This is a genomic window from Verrucomicrobiota bacterium, assembly GCA_016871535.1.
Lineage (GTDB): Bacteria > Verrucomicrobiota > Verrucomicrobiia > Limisphaerales > SIBE01 > VHCZ01.
The window spans coordinates 1-14,456 of record VHCZ01000033.1 but is presented as its reverse complement, the minus strand read 5'-3'; the positions used below and the strand labels follow the sequence as shown (position 1 = coordinate 14,456).

12 protein-coding genes are annotated in these 14,456 nt (G+C 59.9%); 4 read left to right on the top strand and 8 right to left on the bottom strand.

The window, feature by feature from the left end; all coding sequences use genetic code 11:
* Positions 1-40 precede the first annotated feature (40 nt).
* On the top strand, positions 41-1,348 hold the full coding sequence (locus FJ398_06810) for a hypothetical protein (protein ID MBM3837662.1): 1,308 nt from the start codon (positions 41-43) through the stop codon (positions 1,346-1,348).
* Positions 1,349-1,435: 87 nt separating this feature from the next.
* Here the strand turns inward: FJ398_06810 and FJ398_06805 are convergent, their stop codons facing one another.
* From FJ398_06805 to FJ398_06790, 4 genes are all read right to left on the bottom strand, one after another.
* Positions 1,436-2,263: a hypothetical protein gene (locus tag FJ398_06805; protein MBM3837661.1), complete on the bottom strand. Its 828-nt coding sequence runs from the start codon at positions 2,261-2,263 to the stop codon at positions 1,436-1,438.
* Positions 2,264-2,355: 92 nt separating this feature from the next.
* Entirely contained in the window at positions 2,356-3,540 is a 1,185-nt protein-coding gene (locus tag FJ398_06800; GenBank protein ID MBM3837660.1) for a hypothetical protein, read from the bottom strand.
* Positions 3,541-4,192: 652 nt separating this feature from the next.
* Positions 4,193-4,996 (bottom strand): metal-dependent hydrolase, encoded by an 804-nt coding sequence (locus tag FJ398_06795; protein ID MBM3837659.1) that lies wholly within the window; start codon positions 4,994-4,996, stop codon positions 4,193-4,195.
* A gap of 71 nt (positions 4,997-5,067) precedes the next feature.
* Entirely contained in the window at positions 5,068-5,337 is a 270-nt protein-coding gene (locus FJ398_06790) for a hypothetical protein (protein MBM3837658.1), read from the bottom strand.
* A gap of 455 nt (positions 5,338-5,792) precedes the next feature.
* On the opposite strand from FJ398_06790, the gene FJ398_06785 reads away from it, so the two are divergent.
* Both FJ398_06785 and FJ398_06780 read left to right on the top strand, forming a co-directional pair.
* Positions 5,793-6,815 carry an NAD-dependent epimerase/dehydratase family protein gene (locus tag FJ398_06785; GenBank protein ID MBM3837657.1) on the top strand — a complete coding sequence of 341 codons (1,023 nt, stop codon included), beginning with the start codon at positions 5,793-5,795 and terminating at the stop codon, positions 6,813-6,815.
* Positions 6,816-6,921: 106 nt separating this feature from the next.
* The gene (locus FJ398_06780) at positions 6,922-7,377 is read left to right on the top strand and encodes a hypothetical protein (GenBank protein ID MBM3837656.1); all 456 of its coding nucleotides are present in this window, start codon (positions 6,922-6,924) and stop codon (positions 7,375-7,377) included.
* Between the two features lie 339 nt (positions 7,378-7,716).
* Here the strand turns inward: FJ398_06780 and FJ398_06775 are convergent, their stop codons facing one another.
* The 4 genes from FJ398_06775 to FJ398_06760 form a co-directional block, all read right to left on the bottom strand.
* Entirely contained in the window at positions 7,717-10,386 is a 2,670-nt protein-coding gene (locus FJ398_06775) for an FAD-dependent oxidoreductase (protein MBM3837655.1), read from the bottom strand.
* 144 nt (positions 10,387-10,530) lie between these two features.
* Positions 10,531-11,967, bottom strand: coding sequence for a DUF1501 domain-containing protein (locus FJ398_06770; GenBank protein ID MBM3837654.1), 1,437 nt, complete (start codon positions 11,965-11,967; stop codon positions 10,531-10,533).
* Between the two features lie 21 nt (positions 11,968-11,988).
* Positions 11,989-12,750 carry a putative 4-mercaptohistidine N1-methyltransferase gene (locus FJ398_06765; protein MBM3837653.1) on the bottom strand — a complete coding sequence of 254 codons (762 nt, stop codon included), beginning with the start codon at positions 12,748-12,750 and terminating at the stop codon, positions 11,989-11,991.
* On the bottom strand, positions 12,747-13,895 hold the full coding sequence (locus FJ398_06760; protein ID MBM3837652.1) for a hypothetical protein: 1,149 nt from the start codon (positions 13,893-13,895) through the stop codon (positions 12,747-12,749). The genes FJ398_06765 and FJ398_06760 overlap by 4 nt, the downstream gene beginning before the upstream one ends.
* Before the next feature lie 129 nt (positions 13,896-14,024).
* Here FJ398_06760 and FJ398_06755 point away from each other — a divergent pair, with 129 nt between their 5' ends.
* A complete protein-coding gene (locus tag FJ398_06755; protein ID MBM3837651.1) occupies positions 14,025-14,330 on the top strand; it encodes a GYD domain-containing protein in 306 nt (101 codons plus the stop codon).
* Positions 14,331-14,456: the final 126 nt, after the last annotated feature.

Here is a 14,456-nt window from a genome sequence, read left to right as displayed (position 1 = left end):
GTCATTCTTTCGACATTGGTCATTCGACATTCGGCATTTCATGAAATCTCTTGACGCCAAACTTGCCGAGATCAAGGCCAATTCAGCCTCGCGCGCCTTTATCCTCGCGGACGCCAAGGACGCCGACATGGCGTTTGGCGTGCGCGCGCCGGGGCCGCGCGATTACCTGGCGCGTCGCGGGGCGCGGCCGACGCAATTCTCCCCCGAAGTCTGGACCCGGGAAGAGTTCGGCTACCGCAACTTGCCTGAGTTTCTCGACATCATCCGCGAAGTTACGCACCAGGGAATCGTGGACATCATGCTGATGTCGGCGTATGTGAACGAGCAGCTCACGATCAAGGAAGGGCTGTTCGGTAACTCGCACGTCACCCCGGCCGCCCGGGCCAACGACACCACCGACGTGTGGGCCGTCCGGCACGGCTGTTACACACGCGAGCCGTCCCAGCCGTTCCGCAGCGCGACCATCGATCAGATTCAGTGCGGCGAAATCGAGTGCGACCGCACGAGCGATGAGTTTCCCGGAGCCAACCTGGGCCTTTACTCGGTCACATTCGTCAACGATCTCGACCACGATCGCGAAGCGTTGCTTTGGTACAAAGAATTCCGGGAAGAGGCGGAGCGAAAGAAATTCCGGCACTTCCTGGAAGTGTTCGATCCAAACGTCGCGAGCGGCATCCCCCCGGAAAAGCTCGGCGAGTTCATCAATGACAATATTCTTCGAACCCTCGCCGGTGTGCCCGAATCGGGGCGGCCGATCTTTTTGAAGATCGTTTACCACGGGCCGAAGGCGATGGAGGAACTGGCGCAGTACGACCCCAATCTGGTCGTCGGCATCCTCGGCGGCAGCGCGGGGACGACTCACGACGCGTTCCGGCTCATTCATGACGCGCAGAAATACGGCGCGCGCGTGGCCTTGTTCGGACGCAAGATCAACCACGCCGAACACCAGCTTGCGTTCATCGAGATGCTCCGGCTGATCACGGATGGCCGGATCGGTCCCGAAGAAGCCGTGCGCGCTTACCATGGCGTATTGCAGGCCAGGAACATCAAGCCGCACCGCTCGCTTGCCGATGACCTCAAACTGACGGACCAATCGATGAGTTACGATGGGAGCGCGGCACGACGGGCGACCGGCGATGTGAGAAATAATCCGCTCGCGGAACGCAAACCGGCAGAGTCCCGGCCGATTCCTGATCGCACGGCCAGTCCACGCCGCAGCGCTCAGGCCGAGGCAACGGCAAATGGCGAATGGCCTCGCCTGCCCAACGGCGCGCCGGATTTTGGCCGAATGACCTCCGCTCAACGCCGGGCTTACGACGATGTTCGGCTGAAGCGCAAATTCGGCTGAGCGTCGAGGGAACATCGCAAAAAGCATGTCCCGTACGGGACATGCTTTTTGTCAAGACCCACTCGACGGCAGGCGTTCAAACTTGATTTACGAGCCTTCTTCCAAGCCAAGGATGCGCTCCGCCATATCCGGCAGCCATTGCTTCGCGTCGCCCTGAAAGTGCAAGGTTTTGAATTGAATGAACGTCTCGGAGTCGAGCGCTTTCCCGTAAGGCAAACCTCCGCGCGCGTAAATCCGCTTCATCGGCCCCAGCATCTCAAAACCGTCGGAAAGATTGATGTTGCGGTCGTAGGTCGAGTGGTCGATCACCGCGCACATTTCGCCGAAGCGCGCGTGGGTCTCCTGAGCGAACAGCCGAAACAACGTCATGTCGCAGACGCCTCCAGGCCGGCGCGCTTTCTGAAACTCCGAAAACGTGGCCGTCAAAAGTTGAAAGCGCAGGCTGGATTTGTCCTCGTAAGTTTCGCGGAGGAATCGGCAAAAATGGGCGAGACTTTCGCGCGTGAAAAAGGAGCTGCCACCGGAAGTTCCATTCAGCAAAGTGAACGGGCATGCCGGACTGAAGAGGCGCGCAAACTCAGTTCCAGCATGCGCGTAAAGCAAGACATCCGAGTCCATCGCGAAACATAGCTCGAGGTTCCGGCTCTCCAGAAAATCGCGGAGCAGGAACCAGCGCTGAAAGCAAAACAGCTCGAAGCCATGCGGGTTGCTGCTCAGGTGCCGATAGATCTTTTGGAAGCAGGCCGCCTCGCGCGCGTAAGGTTCGAACCGGACGCATTCGGCCAGCGAGCCCAGTTCCGCGTTTGTTTGATTGCCGATCAAGATGACGCGGGAATTGAAGCTCCGAGCCGTGGCCAGCACCGGCTTCAGATACGGCGCGGCATTCATGTGCGCGATGACAACCGGGATCTCCATGATGATTCAGGATGTTGGCAGAGCGGTGCTGCCGCGCCGCCGCTACGACAGAAAACCGGCTGCGCGGCAGCGCAGCCCTGCCTGGCTCCGTTTCAACTGGGAGTCGCCCGCACGATGCCCCGTTCGGCCAGTTTGGCCAGACACCATTCATATTCGCCGGCCAACTGATCCACCACACTGCGGTTCTTCATTTCCGCGGGCATCACTTCCCAGGTGTAGGTCTCCATTTCCAAATGAGAGCAGAGTCCGGGATTTTCCTTGAGCGCATCCATCACGCCGAGGAGGTGGTCCGAGGTGTTGTTGAAAAGCGGAGTCGGCTGGCTGTGCAGCGGGATGTGGAAATGGATGCGCCATTCCTCAGATTGGCGATTGGCGATTGGCAATTGGCAATTCAGGGCGTCGCCCAGATCCCGAAAACGAGTGAGCTCGCCGCCTTCGGCTTGAGCGACGACCTGATGCAGGTAAACGTCGTCCGCAAAGGCGCCGAGAGCCGAACGAACTTCCGGCGTGGGCCGGACTTTCAGCGCCGAACTTAAATGGAGTTTGCTGATTTTGATCCGATGCTTCTGGAAACGCCGGAGCACCGCCGCCGGCTCCTCAAATTCGACCGCCAGATGGCAGGTGTCGTAGTTGACCCCGAGGCAATGCTCCAACCTCGGATCGTCCGGACGATCAGCCCGCATCTGGTCGAAGAACTCCGCCGTCTCCGAGCTGGTTTCCAGAAAGCAAAGCGGTTCCGGTTCCAGGCCCAGATGTAGTGTCTTACCGGTTCGTTCGCTCAACGCCGAAATGTGTTCGATGCAGCGCCAGAGGTTTGCCCGCATCTGCCGGATTTGATTCTCGTTCTTGATGAATTCTTTGAACGAACAAGGCACGGTGCTGACGCTTCCTTCCACGCCGCCGGGCACAAGTTGAGCCAACAGGTCGAACAACCGGTTCGTGTACGCCAGGCGCTCTGGCGTCGTCCAGTCCGGCACATAGACCTGCTCCTTGACGCGGCCGCCGTGGAACCGGCCGAAGGGAAAACCATTGATCGTGAAAACGTAGCCATCGTTCTCGTCGAGCCAGCGCTGGAACGCCGCGAGGCTCTTCGGCTCGGAAAGCTCTCGCGACGCCAGGTCGCTCAGACGCAGTCCGATCGCGTACGGCCTGGTGGGACAGACCCGCTCGCGTACGGCCAACGTGTACTGCTGCAACGCCGCGAAAGTTTCCAGCCAACTTTCTCCACGGTGGATGTTTGTCGAGTACGCTAGTTGAAGCCCGTGACTGAGTTGCATGGCCGAAGATTCAACACCAACGGAGCTAGGACGCGAAGCGTAAAGAAGGGAACCGAGTATCCCCTCAATTAAGATAGTTAAGGTGGGGCGACTGCCGAGCCAATGCCATCAAAAGAAAAGCTCCGCAGGAGCGTCGCTCCACCGTCGTTAACCGAGGGGTTACGGAACCGAAGCGAAAGCGCCCGGGTCGAGATAGACGCGGCTGGCTCAGTACTCTTCCGTCATCAGTTTCTCGCCGTGAGCCGGATTGGGAATGAGTCTTCGGCCCTTGGGGTCCACGATCAGATCGAGGTGTCCAAGAGGGATTTGGCCGAGCAAATTGGGGGACTGACTCATCCACCTCGACGACGTCAAAATTCCCCTCGCGGCCCATGAGTTCTAAATGCACCGGATCGTAGGTGTTGCGGCGGCGGATGCCATTCGTGGTTTGAGAGTCCACTTCACCGCTTTTGTCCAATCCGAGCGCTTTGATCACACTCGATTTCAGGTAGAGTCGCGTAGCTCCTGTGTCCACCAGCGCTTCCACACGCAAAGACCGCGGCGCACGCTTCAGCCGTCGGATCTGACGCAACTTGAAATCCAAGTAATTAGTCAGCTTAAGTTCAACGGTGATTCTTCCCATAGGACGGGAGCCTAGGCCAACTTGGATCAGCTACGCCAGCGTGAACTTCGGGCACTGGCTCATGAACTGAACCGGGTTCTGATAAATCATCCGGTCGATGGCCTGTTCGGCGTGCCCCCGCTTCTTCATTTCCAACCCGGTGCGCGGCACGGCCAGCGGCACGCTCACGCCCCAGTCGCACGCGCTGTTCATCCAAAGCCGTTCGTGGCCGTACACCTCAATCATGTCGATGGCGCGCGCCGGGGTGCACTTGGATTCCGGGTAAAGCGTCATCCCCGCCCAGAAACCCGCGTCGAGCACCAGTTTGATCGTGTGCTCCTCCACGTGATCGATGATTACGCGTTCGGGCTTGATCCGCCGGTCGCTCTTGAGCGCATCGATGATCAGGCGGGTGCCCTTGAGTTTGTCTTCGAGATGCGGCGTGTGGACGAGGATAAGCTGGTCCTGCCTCGCCGCGAGATCGATGTGCCACTCCAGGACCTTGATCTCGTTTTTGCTGTTTTTGTTTAGGCCGATTTCTCCGATGCCGAGCACGGTGGGCCGGTCCAGGAATTTCGGGATGATCGACACCACTTCCTCGGCGAGCTTCGTGTCCTCGGATTCCTTTGGATTGATGCAGAGCCAGGTGTAATGGCGCAGGCCGAACTTGGCCGCACGCTTCGGCTCGTGCTCGGTCAACTGGCAGAAGTAATCGTAAAAGCCCTGGACCGAACTGCGGTCAAATCCGGCCCAGAACGCCGGCTCGCAGACCGCCTGACAGCCCGCCGTGGCCATGTCGATGTAATCATCCGTCACCCGGCTGACCATGTGACCGTGAGGTTCGATGTAGCGCATAAATCCGTTGCAAGTTGGAAATTGAGAGTTGAGAGTCGGCCAAGGCCGCAGCCTCTCTCAACTTTCAACTTTCATCCCTCAACTTCCTTGAACGCTCCGCAAGCGGCCTTCGTCGTGGCCTTGGCGATGGGTTTCGTGGTCGGATCACTGAAGGCGAGCAGGACTTGTTTGGCGCGCTGCGGCTCTTTGCCGTCGAGTTCCTTCAAGGCCTGACGAAATGCGTTGAGGCGAAAGTCAGCCTCGCCTTCCGCGCGATCGATGCGGTCGAGAAACGCGGCGAGGTCAATAAGCTTGCACCGCGTGTCCATGAAATAGAGGTCCAGCACTTGTTGGCGTGTCATAATCCTGGCTCGTTGGAGATAAGTGGTCATGGGCATAAATACGATGACGTTCGTTCACCGGGAAACCATAAGAAAAAAGTAGCTCTCGATCCTGTCAATGACAACTAGGATTCCTCAGCGATGGACGCGATGAACGATGAATAGGCAGGGCGAGTCCGTCTCGGCGAGCCGCTCCACGTGCTTGGAACACGTCCGAATCGGCTCGCTGGGGACAGGCTCGCCCTGCCCAGACGTTCATGGGAACGCTGCCATGGCTTCGGAAGCATGCACACAGACAATGAAGGTAAGGACGCGTTCCACCGCGTCCCTGGAATCGCCCTCTCGACCGCTGAGTAAGGTCAGGGACGGAGTGGAATCGAGTGGAATCCGTCCCTGCCCGGTTCATGGGAAGCACGTCGTCTGCCCGCGAATTGTGTTGAACGACGGGGAGAGTCTTTCGATAACGGGCAGGCACCATGAAATGTTTCGTCACCGGCGCAGGCGGGTTTATCGGCGCGAACCTGGTCCACGAACTCCGCGCGTGCGGGCATGCAGTTCGCGCGCTGCTGCGGCCGCAAAGCGATCTTCGCGGCCTTGCCGGCGTCGAGTTCGAGCGCGTCACCGGCGATGTCGGTAATCCGGCGCTTTTGCGGGACGCGATGCGCGGGTGCGACTGGTGTTTCCACGTCGCGGCGAGTTACCACCTGTGGCTGCGCGATTATACCCCGATGTTCGCGGCCAACGTGGACGGGACGCGCAACGTGATCGAGGCCGCGGCAGCCGCCGGCTGCTCGCGCATCATTTACACCAGCACCGTGGGCTGCGTCGGATTGCCGAAATCCCTTGACGGCGTCGTGACGCCGACGGATGAAGCCGCGCCCGTCTCGGAAGCTCAGATGTCCAATCCGTACAAGCTCTCGAAATGGAGAGCCGAGGTGGTCGCCCTCGAACTGGCTGGTCGCGGCTTGCCCGTAGTCATTGTGAATCCGAGCGCGCCGGTCGGCCCTCGAGACGTCAAACCCACGCCCACGGGCAAGGTCATTGTGGACTTTCTGAACCGCGAAATGCCCGCTTACCTCGACACCGGGCTGAACTGGGTTCATGTCCGCGATGTCGCGGTCGGGCACATTCTGGCGGCGGAGAAGGGGCGCGTCGGCGAGCGCTACATTCTCGGCCATGCCGGCGGCAATTGGACGATGGAACAAGCTTTTGCCGTCCTGGAAGAAATCTCCGGCGTGCCCGCGCCAAGATTCCGCGTGCCGTATGGGCTGGCGCTGGCTGCGGCGCACATCGGCGAAGCGCTGGCACGATTCACGGGCCAGCCGCCCAAAGCTCCGTTGGCGGGCGTGCGCATGGCCAAATACAAGATGTTTTTCAACGCGGACAAGGCCGTGCGCGAACTGGGCTTGCCGCAGACTCCTCCGAAGCAGGCGTTGATCGACGCTGTCGAGTGGTTCAGAGCCAACGGGTACGTCAAAACCACTTCTAGAAGGCCGTGAGCTGAGTTCCGGTCGAATCGAACCATGAACAGATCATCGAGTTTGGACCGTGTTCGGTCCAGGCATTGGAATTGAGTTGGTGACATAAATGGCGCACAAAGGGGGAATGAAATCTCCAAACTTTCTCGCCAGCCGGCGGACCTTCATACGAACGATGAGCGCGATGCCGTGGCTGGCGATTTTTGTGGTCGAGGACACCATCGGGAAAGTGCAAGCGGCTGTCGGCAAATCTCCGAAGGGCAACATCTACACGCGAATCGGGGTCCGCCCGCTCATCAATGCGCGCGGGACCTGGACTTATCTGAGCGGTTCGCTGGAACTGCCCGAAGTGCGCGAGACCAAGGCACAAGCCGCCATGCACTTCGTGGACATGTTTGAGTTGCAGCGCGCCGTCGGAAAACGGCTGGCTGAGCTCTCAGGAGCGGAATCGGGCATGGTCACCTCCGGCGCCGCCGGCGCAATGGCCGCCGCGACAGCCGCCTGTATCGCCGGCACCGATCCGGCCAAGGTCTGGCAGCTTCCGGACACCACCGGCCTCAAACAAAGACATGATAGTCGGTAAACGTCTGCGCGAGATTCTGCTTGCGGCCCGGAAGCGTGCAGGGAGACGGATCTCCGAATGAGGTTGGTCGCCGCTACGTTCGTAGCGCAGATTCTTAACAATTTTTCAATCTATCAGTATCGTCGGGAATCGCTGCAGCTTGCGACGATTTTGGACTGCGGTGGCAGAGCGTAGCAGCGACACCGCTTTGCCACGGCTAGCCGGGTAGCTGGGTAGCTCGTGCCTCGCAACCCTGGGCTTTGCGTCGGAATCCCGTTGGGATTCTAAACAGAAAAATTTGCGTGTAATTATAAGGAGCAGGCCGGAGCCTCGCTCCACCGTCGTTAACTGAGAAGTTGCTTACTGAATTACTGTTTGCTGCCCCAGAATCCGCTTGCGCTCCGGGTCATACGGCGCGCGCAAATGCGCCGAGGCTGGATAGCGCTTTCCGTTGACCTCAATCTCAAAGCGCCCCTTGCGGACAGAGTCATCCGTAACGCCCGCCGCGCTGTTCACGTAACCCATGCCGACGGCTCCACCGACCGTGTGTCCGTAAGAGCCGGAAGTCGTGTACCCAACCGGTTGGCCATCGCGGAAAATCGGTTCGCTGCCCCACAGCGTCGGATCGGGATTTTGCAGGACGAAGACCACGAGCCGGCGTTTGACGCCGTTCTTTTTCTGTTCGACGAGGGCTTCGCGGCCAATGAACGGAGTCGGTTTGTTCCACGCGATCGCGAAACCAAGCCCCGCTTCGAGCGGCGTGTCGTCGGGCGAAATGTCCGCTCCCCAGGCGCGGTAGCCTTTCTCCAGGCGCAACGAATTGATCGCGTAATGGCCCGCGTTGATCAGGCCGAGATCCCCTCCCGCTTCCCTCAACGCGTCATAGACCAGCGTCGCCTGGCTCGCGGGTACGTGTAGTTCCCAGCCCAATTCGCCCACGTAAGTGATCCGCACCGCGCGGACAGTCGCCGGTCCCACGGAGATGGTTTGTGCGGTGCAGAAGAGAAAAGCTTCGTTGCCCAAATCAGCCTCCGTCAACCGTCCGAGCAGCGCGCGCGAGTTCGGTCCCATCAAACCCAGAACCGCGTATGCTTCGGTCACATCGACGATTTCCGCGTGTTCGGGCTCGCGGAGGTTGCGCCGAATCCAATCGAGATCGCGCGTCGTCTGGGCCGACCCGGAAACCACGTAATACTCGTCCGCGGCGATGCGGATGAGCGTGAGGTCAGACTCAAATCCTCCGCGTTCGTTGAACAGCCCGGTGTACACCGCGCGTCCCATCGGGATATCGATGTCGTTGCCGCAAAGCCGCTGCAAAACTTGAACGACGTCGCGGCCTCGGAACATGTACTTGGAAAAGCCGCTTTGGTCGAACAGAGCGACGTTTTCCCGCGCGGCGCGGTGCTCGAAGGCCTGGTTGGCGAACCAATTCTGGCGGCTGAAGGAGTATTCAACAACCGGCTTTTCGGCATATTTCTGGAATTTGTCGTGCGCACCTGTGTTGTGGCCCCACTCCTTGCTGCTCCCAGGAGGGGAGCTTCCCGGTGGGACATCGCGGGCCAGTTCCCCTCCTGGGAGGGGAGCAGGGGTGGGTTCATCATTGCGTCGCGCGAACCAATTCGGGCGTTCCCACCCGTTCTTGCACCCGAAGCAAGCGCCTTGGGCGGCGAGGCGGTCGTGGAGCGCGCTTTTGCGCAAACCGCGTCCGGTCTCGAACTCGCGGTTCGGCCAGGCCGGTTGATAATGCAGCCCCAGCACCTCCGTGACTCGCTCGCGCAAAAAGGCCAGGTTGTTGGCGAAAGGCGCGAAGCGGCGCACATCGACCGACCACAAATCCATGGTCGGCTGGCCTTCGCTCATCCATTCCGCCAGATATTTGCCGGCGCCGCCCGCGCTTGCGATGCCGACCGAGTTGAAGCCGGCGGCCACGAACAGGTCCTGTAGTTCCGGAGTCTCGCCCATGAGGAAGTTGTTGTCCGGGGTGAAGCTCTCCGGGCCGTTCACGAACTTCTCAAACTTCACGCCGGCCAGCGCGGGAATGCGCCATTGGCCGGCTTGGAGAGGTTCCGAAAATTTCTCCCAGTCCGCCTCCAGGAGTTGGTAAGAAAAACGGTCGGGAACCGGATACGAAAGCCACGGTTTGGTGTATTTCTGAAACGCGCCCAGCATCACGCCATTTCCTTCGCCTCGGAAATAAAGGCACAGGTCCGGGTCCCGCCCGACGGGCAACTCATCGAAAGCGCCCGAAATTGGAGCGCTCACGACATAATGGTGCTCGACCGGATAGAGCGGAAGATTCACGCCGCACGCCAGGCCGAGTTGCCGCGCCCACATCCCGCCGCAAAGCACGACAAACTCGGCTTCGAGAATTTGAGATTTGAGATTTGAGATTTGAGATTCGGAGCCGGCGCTAGGCAATTGGCTATTGGCGATCGGCGATGCTCCGGAAGCCACACGCACGCCGCTCACCCGGCCCTTCCGGTGCAGCACCTCGATCACGCGGACATTTTCGAGGACGCGGACGCCTCGCGCCTCGGCTCCTTTCGCCAGTGCCAGCGCGACTTCTTTTGGGATCACCTTTCCATCGTGCGGCAACCAGGCCGCGCCCAGGACATCGTCGATCCGAAGCAACGGCCATTTCTCCAGGGCGGCTTTCGGAGCGATGAGCTGGACTTCGACGCCGAACAATTCCGCCATCGCCGCCGTGCGCCGCAGTTGAATCATCCGATCTTCCGAGCGCGCCACAATCAGGCTCCCCACCTGTTTCCAACCTGTGGAATGGCCGGTTTCCTTCTCCAGCGACGCATACAGTTCCGCGCTGTATTTGTTGATCTTGGTCATGCTGTTGCTGGTGCGCAACCGGCCAATCAAACCAGCCGCGTGCCACGTCGTGCCGCCCGCCAGTTGGTTTTGCTCCAGCAGGACGATGTCTTTCCAGCCCAGCCTGGCGAGGTGGTACGCGACGCTGCAGCCAATGATGCCGCCGCCGACAATGACGACTTTGGCTTCGGAAGGTACTGGAGAATTCATTTCGACTCTTTTATTCGCCACGCAAGCGGGTTTTGGAATCAGTGGGGACCGTCGCCTAAGCCGTAACAATTCAGTCAGGAAACCACGAATGAACGCGAATCGACACGGATAAGATTGGCTTCGGGTTGAACTGAAGAGATACGCCTAGGTCATGATCCCCTTCACGACATTTCCATGCACGTCCGTCAACCGGCGGTTGATCCCGTTGTGATAAAACGTCAGCTTCTCGTGATCGATCCCGAGCAAGTGCAGAATCGTGGCGTGGAAATCATAAATGCTCACCGGATTCTCGCACGCGAAATAACCGACCTCGTCGCTCGCACCGTAACTGAAACCCCGTTTGACTCCGGCCCCCGCCAGGAAACACGTGAACGCATCCGGATGATGGTCGCGTCCCGGTGAATTGATTCCTTGCGTGGCCGGACCGCGGCCAAATTCGGTATTCCAGATCACGAGCGTGTCGTCGAGCAACCCACGTTGCTTCAAATCTCGAATCAGTCCGGCCACCGGTTTGTCCATGGTCGCCGCCTGATTTCGATGATTCTCTTCCACATTTTCGTGGCCATCCCAATTGATGCGAGGGCTGCCGAAGGCGCCGCCATTGAACAACTGCACGAACCGGACGCCGCGCTCCAATAGCCGCCGCGCCAGAAGACAGCTTTGTCCGAATCCGCGGCTGGCTTCCCGATCCAGGCCGTAAAGCTGTTTCGTCGCTTCCGATTCGCCGCTCAGGTCGGTCGCTTCCGGAATGCTCAACTGCATTCGCGCGGCCAGCTCGTACGAGCGAAGGCGCGCCGCGAACGCGGTGTCACCCGGATGCGCTTCCGCAAAGTCCCGGTTCATGCGCTCGATGAGTTCGGATCCAATCGCTCGCGCTGAAGACGAGATTTGCGGCGGCGTCTTGAGATCGGGAATCGGCTCCGGCGAGTTGGTGCGGAACGCGACGCCTTGATAGTGCGCGGGCAGGAATCCCGCCGTCCAATTGATCGAGCCGCCCGCGGGCAAGCCGCGCTGATCCGGCAGCACGACGAAGGCCGGCAAATTTTCGTTTTCGGTTCCCAGGCCGTAACTCAGCCAGGCACCCATGCTGGGAAAGCCGTTCATCGTGAACCCGGTGTTCATCTGAAAGCTCGCCGGCGTGTGGTTGTTGCTCCGGGCCACCAGGGAATGAATGAAGGTCAGTTCATCCACGACGCCGGCCAGGTGCGGAAGCAAGCTGCTCACAGGATGCCCGCACTGGCCGTGCGGACGAAACTCGAACGGACTTTTCATCACCCGGCCCGGCTGGCCGAAGAAGCCTTTGTTCTCGCCTTTGCCCTCCAGCGTCCTGCCGTGGAATTTCGCCAGATCGGGCTTGTAATCGAACGTGTCGATGTGGCTGACACCGCCGGCGCAAAAGACCTGTACGACGCGTCGCGCTCGCGGCGGGAAATGAGGCAGCCGGGCCGGAACGCCGGATGTCTTCCCGGCAGCGCGCGCTTCTCGATCCAACATCCAGGCCAGCGCGATGCCCCCGATGCCGCCCGCCGTGCTCCACAAGAAATGGCGGCGGGAGAGAAGCGGAGGAGAACTGGTTTTCATACTGTGACAGGGCAAGTTCGTTCAAACGCGAATCCAGAGCGTGGCTTCCGCGATGCTCCACTGAAACTTTCGCGCGTGTTCCCGAATCAGAAACGGCAAGTCTCTGCGAAAGGCGAGGCTAAAATCGGGTTCGAGGATGCCCCGCAGCGCCTGCAGCGTTGTCACCGCCACGCCGTCCTTCTCGTAACCTCCAAGCCATTTCTCGCGTGGGGTGTAATCCGTCAGCCACGTGTACGGCGATGTGATAATCAGTTGTCCGGCGAGCCGGACCAATCGGCACAACCCGCGCAGGCAAGCTTCTGGGTCCGAGAGCCGGTCGATGAGATTGGCCATCAGGATCACGTCGAATTCGCCCAGGCCCGGGCGGAGATTCTGCGCGTCGCCGACCTCGAAGTGAACGCGGCGGCGGTCGATTTCTTTCGGAACCGAACCCACGGCGGCCTTGGCCAGTGTTCCTTCTTCGAGGTACTGGTAGGACAAAGCGCCTTCACGCCGCAGGCGCTCCGCCGCTTCCACGAAACGCCGGGAGCAGTCGATCCCGACCACGCGCTCGCACAGTCGAGCCAGTTCGAAAGTGGACCGGCCCACCGCACAGCCAAGGTCCAGCGCAACGGCATTGGAGGGTAGGCGCTTCGGATCGAGACATTCCCTCACGCACCGCACCGGAAAATCCAGCGCGTCCGATGGCCCAAAGGGAAAGGAGAGGACCTGATCGCGCGTGCCGTAATGGAAAAGGAGGTACTCCGACAGCGCCCGATCCGATTCATAAAAGCTGGAGATCATGCTCCCGGAGCGAGCAGGCTTCGGAGGTATTCTGCGGGTCGAAAATTCCGAAGCACAACTTTCGTCTCCCCGTCGCGGCGCATCCGGACTTCGGGAACCTGGATTTCCGGCGTCTTCGTCGGCGAAAAAAGAATGTCGTCGTGGGTCGCGTTTTGCGGCTTGGCGAAGCGATCGGGAGTGAGGCTGCCGCCGAGGTGATCGCTCCGCCCTGTGGCGACGTGGAATGTTCCCAGAATCTTCTCGTCTTGAATGTCGCGGCCGGACACCGGCAACTCCTGCGTGCCGAAGCCCAGCTCACCGAGTTCTCCCGTTAGAGGATCGGAACCTAGTTTCTGGTTGTGCGAATCGATGATCTCTTGTTCGCCCGCCAACAGCCGGGCCTTCTGAATGCGCCCATCCGAAACCTCCATCAGTCCGAGGGTCCCGTTCTCATAGCGCATCGGGAAGCTTCCCTCCGCGCCTGTCGGCACGAAATAGACTTCGCCGGCCGGGAGATTGGCCACATCCGGCTTTTCGCCGCGACAGAGCCCGCGACTCTTTTGGGCTTCTTGCTGGCCGCAATGGATGGTGAGCCGCGTCGTGGTGGCGCCTACCGTGAAATCGATCTCGAATTGATCGGAGCGCGTGAGTCCCTGGCGCAATTTCTCCGCTTGCCGGCTCACTTCGTCGTAATCCACGGCCAAGCCTGTGCGCAGGATGATTTCGTTCAAGCCGTGCATGGTGGCGCCGCGAAAACCGAAGCGTTTGGCGAAAGCCGTTAGCGGCGCGGTGGCGGAAAAGGTGGAGACACAGAGCAAGACGTTGAACCGGGGATAAATGTCGCGCTCGAAACTCAAGGCGCGGCCTGCGACATCGACCGCGCTATCCGGGAGATCCAGGTTGCTTCCGCCCGTGACGCGATACGCGAATAGTTCGCCGCCCTGCAAATTCAGCTCGGACAGTACGCGTCGCTTTAGCCCCTGGTAAATCACATCGTGGGCGAGCTTCTGGACCGCCAGGTCAGGGTTCTTGAGAAACGCGAACTGCTTCAGGTCTGCGGGATCGGGGAGATCGATGAGGATCGCGATTCTTTCGCCCGCTTTTGGCGCAAAAACCGTCCGTAACAGCCGAGTCAAATCAAATGGCGGAAATTGAAAATGTTTCATCGTCCGGAACCTGTTCGTTGGCCTGCGATTGTGCCTTCAGAATCTGTCATGAGAAGGCCCATCCGTCCATGCCGTAGATTCTCTTGATTCTCTTGACTTGGTTCCCGGCGTGGTTCATCTGATACCAGTATGGCTACCTACATCACTTTGATTCGTTTCACGGAACAAGGCGTCAAGAATTACCGGAAATCTCCGGAGCGCGCCGCCGCATTCGAGGCGGCTGCGGAAAAGGCCGGCGCCAAAGTTCGCGTCGTTTATTGGACTCTAGGAGATTACGACGGCGTCGTTCTGTTTGACGCGCCGGACGAAGAAACCGCCACCAGCCTGATGCTTGCGCTCGCGGCACAGGGGAACGTTCAAACTACAACGCTTCGGGCCTTCGACGCGCGCGAAATGAAAGCCATCGCGGACAAAGCGGCGAAGATCAAACTCTAAGAGCGTGTCCGAAAATTGCGCGGGGTCCTGCGGCGAGGGATTTTGGCTGTGGCCAAGGCGGCGAGGTCCGAGCATCCCCAACGCGGGCTGTAAGGACCGAGCCAACGCAGGCCACGGACAAAAGAC

Coding starts and splice junctions, on each gene's coding strand:
- FJ398_06810 (MBM3837662.1), top strand. CDS start 41: ATGAAATCTCTTGACGCCAAACTTGCCGAGATCAAGGCCAATTCAGCC.
- FJ398_06805 (MBM3837661.1), bottom strand. CDS start 2,263: ATGGAGATCCCGGTTGTCATCGCGCACATGAATGCCGCGCCGTATCTG.
- FJ398_06800 (MBM3837660.1), bottom strand. CDS start 3,540: ATGCAACTCAGTCACGGGCTTCAACTAGCGTACTCGACAAACATCCAC.
- FJ398_06795 (MBM3837659.1), bottom strand. CDS start 4,996: ATGCGCTACATCGAACCTCACGGTCACATGGTCAGCCGGGTGACGGAT.
- FJ398_06790 (MBM3837658.1), bottom strand. CDS start 5,337: ATGACACGCCAACAAGTGCTGGACCTCTATTTCATGGACACGCGGTGC.
- FJ398_06785 (MBM3837657.1), top strand. CDS start 5,793: ATGAAATGTTTCGTCACCGGCGCAGGCGGGTTTATCGGCGCGAACCTG.
- FJ398_06780 (MBM3837656.1), top strand. CDS start 6,922: ATGAAATCTCCAAACTTTCTCGCCAGCCGGCGGACCTTCATACGAACG.
- FJ398_06775 (MBM3837655.1), bottom strand. CDS start 10,386: ATGAATTCTCCAGTACCTTCCGAAGCCAAAGTCGTCATTGTCGGCGGC.
- FJ398_06770 (MBM3837654.1), bottom strand. CDS start 11,967: ATGAAAACCAGTTCTCCTCCGCTTCTCTCCCGCCGCCATTTCTTGTGG.
- FJ398_06765 (MBM3837653.1), bottom strand. CDS start 12,750: ATGATCTCCAGCTTTTATGAATCGGATCGGGCGCTGTCGGAGTACCTC.
- FJ398_06760 (MBM3837652.1), bottom strand. CDS start 13,895: ATGAAACATTTTCAATTTCCGCCATTTGATTTGACTCGGCTGTTACGG.
- FJ398_06755 (MBM3837651.1), top strand. CDS start 14,025: ATGGCTACCTACATCACTTTGATTCGTTTCACGGAACAAGGCGTCAAG.